The organism is Leuconostoc sp. BM2 (genome assembly GCF_002095565.1).
In the GTDB taxonomy this organism is placed as follows: domain Bacteria; phylum Bacillota; class Bacilli; order Lactobacillales; family Lactobacillaceae; genus Leuconostoc; species Leuconostoc falkenbergense.
Map to the genome: position 1 here is coordinate 1 of NZ_MOWQ01000062.1, position 4,967 is coordinate 4,967.

General features: G+C 36.3%; 6 protein-coding genes. 4 read left to right on the top strand and 2 right to left on the bottom strand.

Going from position 1 to position 4,967, the window contains the following annotated elements; genetic code table 11:
• Positions 1–589: 589 nt before the first annotated feature.
• Positions 590–1,147: a recombinase family protein gene (locus BMG01_RS10010; RefSeq protein WP_080539949.1), complete on the bottom strand. Its 558-nt coding sequence runs from the start codon at positions 1,145–1,147 to the stop codon at positions 590–592.
• Between the two features lie 296 nt (positions 1,148–1,443).
• On the opposite strand from BMG01_RS10010, the gene BMG01_RS10015 reads away from it, so the two are divergent.
• The 4 genes from BMG01_RS10015 to BMG01_RS10030 are packed head-to-tail and all read left to right on the top strand — an operon-like array spanning position 1,444 to position 4,564.
• Entirely contained in the window at positions 1,444–2,214 is a 771-nt protein-coding gene (locus BMG01_RS10015) for a tyrosine-protein phosphatase (protein ID WP_080539950.1), read from the top strand.
• A 22-nt stretch (positions 2,215–2,236) separates the two neighbouring features.
• Positions 2,237–3,136: a YveK family protein gene (locus tag BMG01_RS10020; RefSeq protein ID WP_080539951.1), complete on the top strand. Its 900-nt coding sequence runs from the start codon at positions 2,237–2,239 to the stop codon at positions 3,134–3,136.
• 16 nt (positions 3,137–3,152) lie between these two features.
• Entirely contained in the window at positions 3,153–3,926 is a 774-nt protein-coding gene (locus BMG01_RS10025) for a CpsD/CapB family tyrosine-protein kinase (protein WP_080539952.1), read from the top strand.
• Positions 3,927–3,949: 23 nt separating this feature from the next.
• Positions 3,950–4,564 carry a sugar transferase gene (locus BMG01_RS10030; protein WP_080539953.1) on the top strand — a complete coding sequence of 205 codons (615 nt, stop codon included), beginning with the start codon at positions 3,950–3,952 and terminating at the stop codon, positions 4,562–4,564.
• A 44-nt stretch (positions 4,565–4,608) separates the two neighbouring features.
• On the opposite strand, the gene BMG01_RS10035 is transcribed toward BMG01_RS10030, so the two are convergent.
• A partial coding sequence (locus BMG01_RS10035) for a DDE-type integrase/transposase/recombinase (RefSeq protein ID WP_143472297.1) occupies positions 4,609–4,967 on the bottom strand: 359 nt, incomplete at its 5' end.

Consider the following 4,967-nt stretch of genomic DNA (forward strand, 5'->3'; position numbering starts at 1 on the left):
ACAAATTGTGTGGTAACGCCAGTGAAACGGCCACTTTTATTCACGACATCCAGTGCCAAAAAACTCCGCGACCTATGCTTCACAACCTATTTTAGAATAAATCAAAAATAGGTGAAGACTATCTCCGTCGAGATTAATCTTCACCTTTAATGTTAGTAAGTTTTATTATCAAAGTAAACTGATACTAAACTCAATTTAAATCATCAATTGTTACCTTTTGCTATCTGAACATTGCAAGTAACACTCAAGACCCATTTTCCTGTTGCCCAGTCATTTGCTCAGCAGTCAATAAATTTTACTATTGTTATTCATTTAATTAGGCCACATTTGAGATACAATCTCGGTCATAATAATTAATATACCAGCCAATGATTGCTCGGACTTAAGTTAAGGTTTTGTAAACTTGGTAGATTGAAAAAATAATCCGAACACCACATGTTGCTGAAAGACTCTTCACGCTGCAATACAGTGAGAATCGTACGATGTCCTTTGAGTGAATATGAATGTTTCAAAACATATTTTTGAATGTCACATTGTACTCCTTATTATTTTTAGTAAATTAGACCAACACTAGTTGATATAACATGCCTTAAATAAACAGATTTTTGATGTACTGAACGGTTCTGGGAGAAATATTGAAAGCTTCAGCTGTATCTTTTACTGTATGCGTTTGGGAGTATTCAAAAATAGCAGTATTTCGGCTATCTTTTTTTCTTTTTGGTCTGCCCTCTTTATAATTAGGATTATGTTGCTTTGCAAATATCTTTCCAGCTTGTGTGCGTTCAATAATCATATCACGTTCCATTTCCGCGACCGATAATAGAGTTCTGACGATCATACGACCCATTGGGGTATTGTCAATCGTTCCCAAATTTAGAACCTTAATCATTATTTTTTCTTTTAGCAAATCATCAATTAAATTCAGTGCTTCACGTGTGTTCCGAGCAAAGCGATCTAATTTTGTAACAATCAATGTGTCATTTGGTTCAATCAGATTGACGAGTTTTTTAAATTGTGGTCGTGATGTAGTTGTACCCGAATATTTTTCACTTAAAATAATTTCAGCCCCTGAATTTTTCAGAGTCTCTTTTTGTTCATTTAACGATTGCCCAGCAGTAGACACTCTAGCATATCCATAAATTGTCATTTTCGCCTCGATTAAATTGCATAATTAACTTGCATTACCTAAATACAAGTATATCATGCCATTAAAAAAGCGCAAAATACTTAACATTTAATTGCACAATAATTGAATAAACATTTTTGTATCATACTCGAAGCAGTTTGTTAATTGAGTGTCGTTGATAAATTATCTTTATATCATTAGTTACAATTTATTTTTATTAAGTAACGAAAATTACTGTTTGTTTACATTAATTTGAAATAAAGTATATTAAAAGAAAAAGTTGTATTCTTATATAGACGAGTAAAGAGGATTGTTTAATGATTGTAGACTTGCATAGCCATTTATTACCAAATATTGACGACGGCTCAAAATCATATAGAGCCTCTATCCGTATGGCTAAAGAGGCGGTTGATAACGGTATTAGAGCTGCATTGATGACGCCTCATCATATGAATGGGCACTATGTGAATCATAAACCAGACGTTATTCGGTTAACTGAAGAATTTCAAAGTCACTTAGATAATAATAATATTCCATTGCAAGTTTTTCCCTCACAAGAAGTCAGGATAAATGGTGACTTACTTCAAGCTCTGGATAATGATGACATTCTGTTCGCTGATGAGACTAACCGCTACTTATTGTTAGAGTTTCCTGATGATGATGTGCCTACTTACAGCACAGATATGATTTTTCAAATCATGCAACGTGGCATTACGGTCGAAATTGCTCATCCAGAAAGAAATACCAAAATTATGTCAACGCCAAGCATTCTATTTGACTTAATCGAAGCGGGTACTTTGGCTCAGGTAACCGCTAGTTCTTATGTGGGAACATTTGGTAAAAAAGTTGAGAAATTTGCTGAGCAAATTCTTAGTCATAATCTAGCGCATGTTTTTGTGTCTGACGCCCATGATTTGCCTAACCGTAGTTATGAATTAGCTGAAGCAATGGTTAAAGTTGAAAAACAGTTAGGTAAAGAGTATCAGCAATTGTTGGAGAGCAATGCTGAAGCTATTTTAGATGGTAATGATGTCACAACGCTTTTACCAGAACCAATTGTGAAAAGAAAGTTTTTTAGTAAATTTTAGAGAAGAGAGAGATTGAAGAACCATGAATAACGTTCTTGAACTGCGCCAATTGTGGCATATCATTCAAAAGCATTTTTTTGCACTTATTTTTATGGCTATTATTGGCGCATGTGCTGGCTATGGTGTGGCTAAATTTGTTATTGCGCCAACATATAGTGCATCAACTAGTATGCTAGTTAACCGATCAGCTGATGATACAAGTACTGCCACAGCTAACTTGTCTGATCAACAGGCGGATGTCCAGCTGATCAATACATATAAGAATTTAATTATTTCAAGCAATGTGTTAGGAACTGTTTCTGATGAATTAGAAAATCCAGCACCAATTGTTGTCCAAAAGGCTAAAGATGCTGTCTATGACACACTTGCAGATGGGACACGACGCTTAGTCACACCAGCCCAAAAAGAAATCACTAAACCTTCTAACAAGAAAAAGTACTATCTTTCGGTTGATGAATTGAAAAGCATGGTCACGATTAGCAGCCAACAAAATTCACAAGTTTTCTCGATTAATGTAAAATCTAAAGATCCAAAACTAGCCGCAGACGTAGCTAATGAAGTGGCTGATGTCTTTAAAGACAAAATCGGTGGCTTTATGAAAATTAATAACGTGTCAATTATAGATTCAGCTAAAGCCAACAAGAAGCCAGTCTCACCAAATACTAAGTTGTTCACATGGGCTGGACTCGTAGTTGTTGGTGGATTAACTTTCCTTTATATGCTGATTAAAGAATTGGCAGACACGACGATTAAGTCTCCAGATGAAGTCTCACAATTATTTGGTATGACTAACTTAGGTGTTATCGGTCATGTTAAGCCAATCAAAAACTTCAGTATGGCACCTTCAAGTAGTTCTGCGGTTAAGGTAAACCAGAGTAATGGGACACAACGATCACGTTTGAGCCGTTTAGATCGGGAGTAAAGTGGAGGAGATAATTATGAGTTTTTTTAAGAAACGATCAAGTGTCGACAAAGATGGTTTGTCTGTCGAAACAATGACTAAGGGTGCTAGATTAATTACAGCGGCTGAACCAAAGAATCCTGTATCAGAACAATTTCGTACTTTGCGAACTAATATTGAGTTTGCTTCAGTATCTAGAGGCGAGATTAAAACATTATTAATTTCTTCGGCACTGCCATCTGAAGGCAAGTCCACAGTAACTTCCAATTTAGCGATTGTCTATGCACAGCAAGGGAAAAAAGTGTTGTTAGTTGACGCTGATTTGCGCCGTCCAACTGTGGCAGTTAGTTTTGGTTTAAATCGTAATTCGGCTGGCTTAACGAATTACTTAGGCGATAATCATAAAGAAATCAGTGATGTTGTTCATCGTACCGCTATGGATAATTTGGATGTGGTACCATCAGGACCAATTCCACCCAACCCAGCTGAATTATTGGGTTCGGGCAGAATGACCGAATTAGTGACTCAGCTCAAGTCACAGTATGATTTGATTATCTTTGATGTACCACCATTCTTGATGGTAACAGATGCGCAAGTTCTTATGTCTAAAGCCGATGGTGTAGCTATCGTAATTAATGGCGGCAAAACCAATAAAGGCGCCTTGCAACGAACAAACGAAATTTTAAAAATTGCTGAAGCACCTGTATTAGGATTTATTTATAATGATCAAAGTCGTAGAAAGAAAGGGGGTTCTGGATACGGCTATGGTTATGGGTACAGCTATGCTTATGGAGATACCAAGTCTAAGTAGGTTTGATTGGGAGATTGAGAAAAATGAAGAGATGGATTCAAGACATATCAATTAGGATTTTGGACATATTTGGTGCTGTCCTTGGTATTATTTTGTCGATCATACCAATTTTAATTATTGCGTTTCTAATTAAGAGAGAAGATGGTGGTTCAGTTATTTTTCGACAACGTAGGGTAGGAAAAAATGGTTCCTACTTTATAATGTTCAAATTAAGAAGTATGGTTGAAGGATCAGAAGACTTGTGGAGTAGACTAATTGAGCATAGTGATGTTGAAGGTATGTTCAAAATGCACGAAGATCCCAGGACTACCAATATTGGAAAATTTATTAGAAAACACTCTTTGGATGAACTACCGCAATTTTGGAATGTTTTGAGAGGAGAAATGTCATTGGTCGGGCCACGTCCGGCACTCATAAAGGAAGTGGAATCCTATGATGAGAGATCACAGCGTAGACTCACAGTTAAGCCTGGTATTACTGGACTTTGGCAAGTTAGTGGCAGAAGTAATCTTTCCTTTGAAAAAATGATTGATCTAGATTTAGAGTATATACAACATCGTACTTGGTGGCTGAATATAATCATAATGGTAAAGACCATCTTACTTATTTTTCCAAGTGAAAAGAATGGAGCCTATTAACATTGCTCAGAAGTCAATAAATTGGACTATTTTTATTCAGTTAATTAGGCAACATTTGAGATACGATTGCGATTATAAAAATTGATATACCAACCAATGGCTGCTTGGACTTCAGTTAATGTTTGGTATGCCTTCAGATACACCTCTTCACGCTTCAATATTGAATGAAACGCTTCCATACGGCCATTATCGTACGGATGGCCTTTGAGTGAATATGAATGTTTCAAGCCATAATTTTGGCATTTAGTATTAAACTCAGCACTCGTGTATTGTGATCCCATATCTGAATGAATAATGAGTGGCTTTCGATGCTTATCTAACGCCATCTGCAAGGCACTTGTGGCTAGCTCGGCTGTCATTGTATCGCCAATTTTATAGCCCAATACTTTTCTCTTCTCAGGAT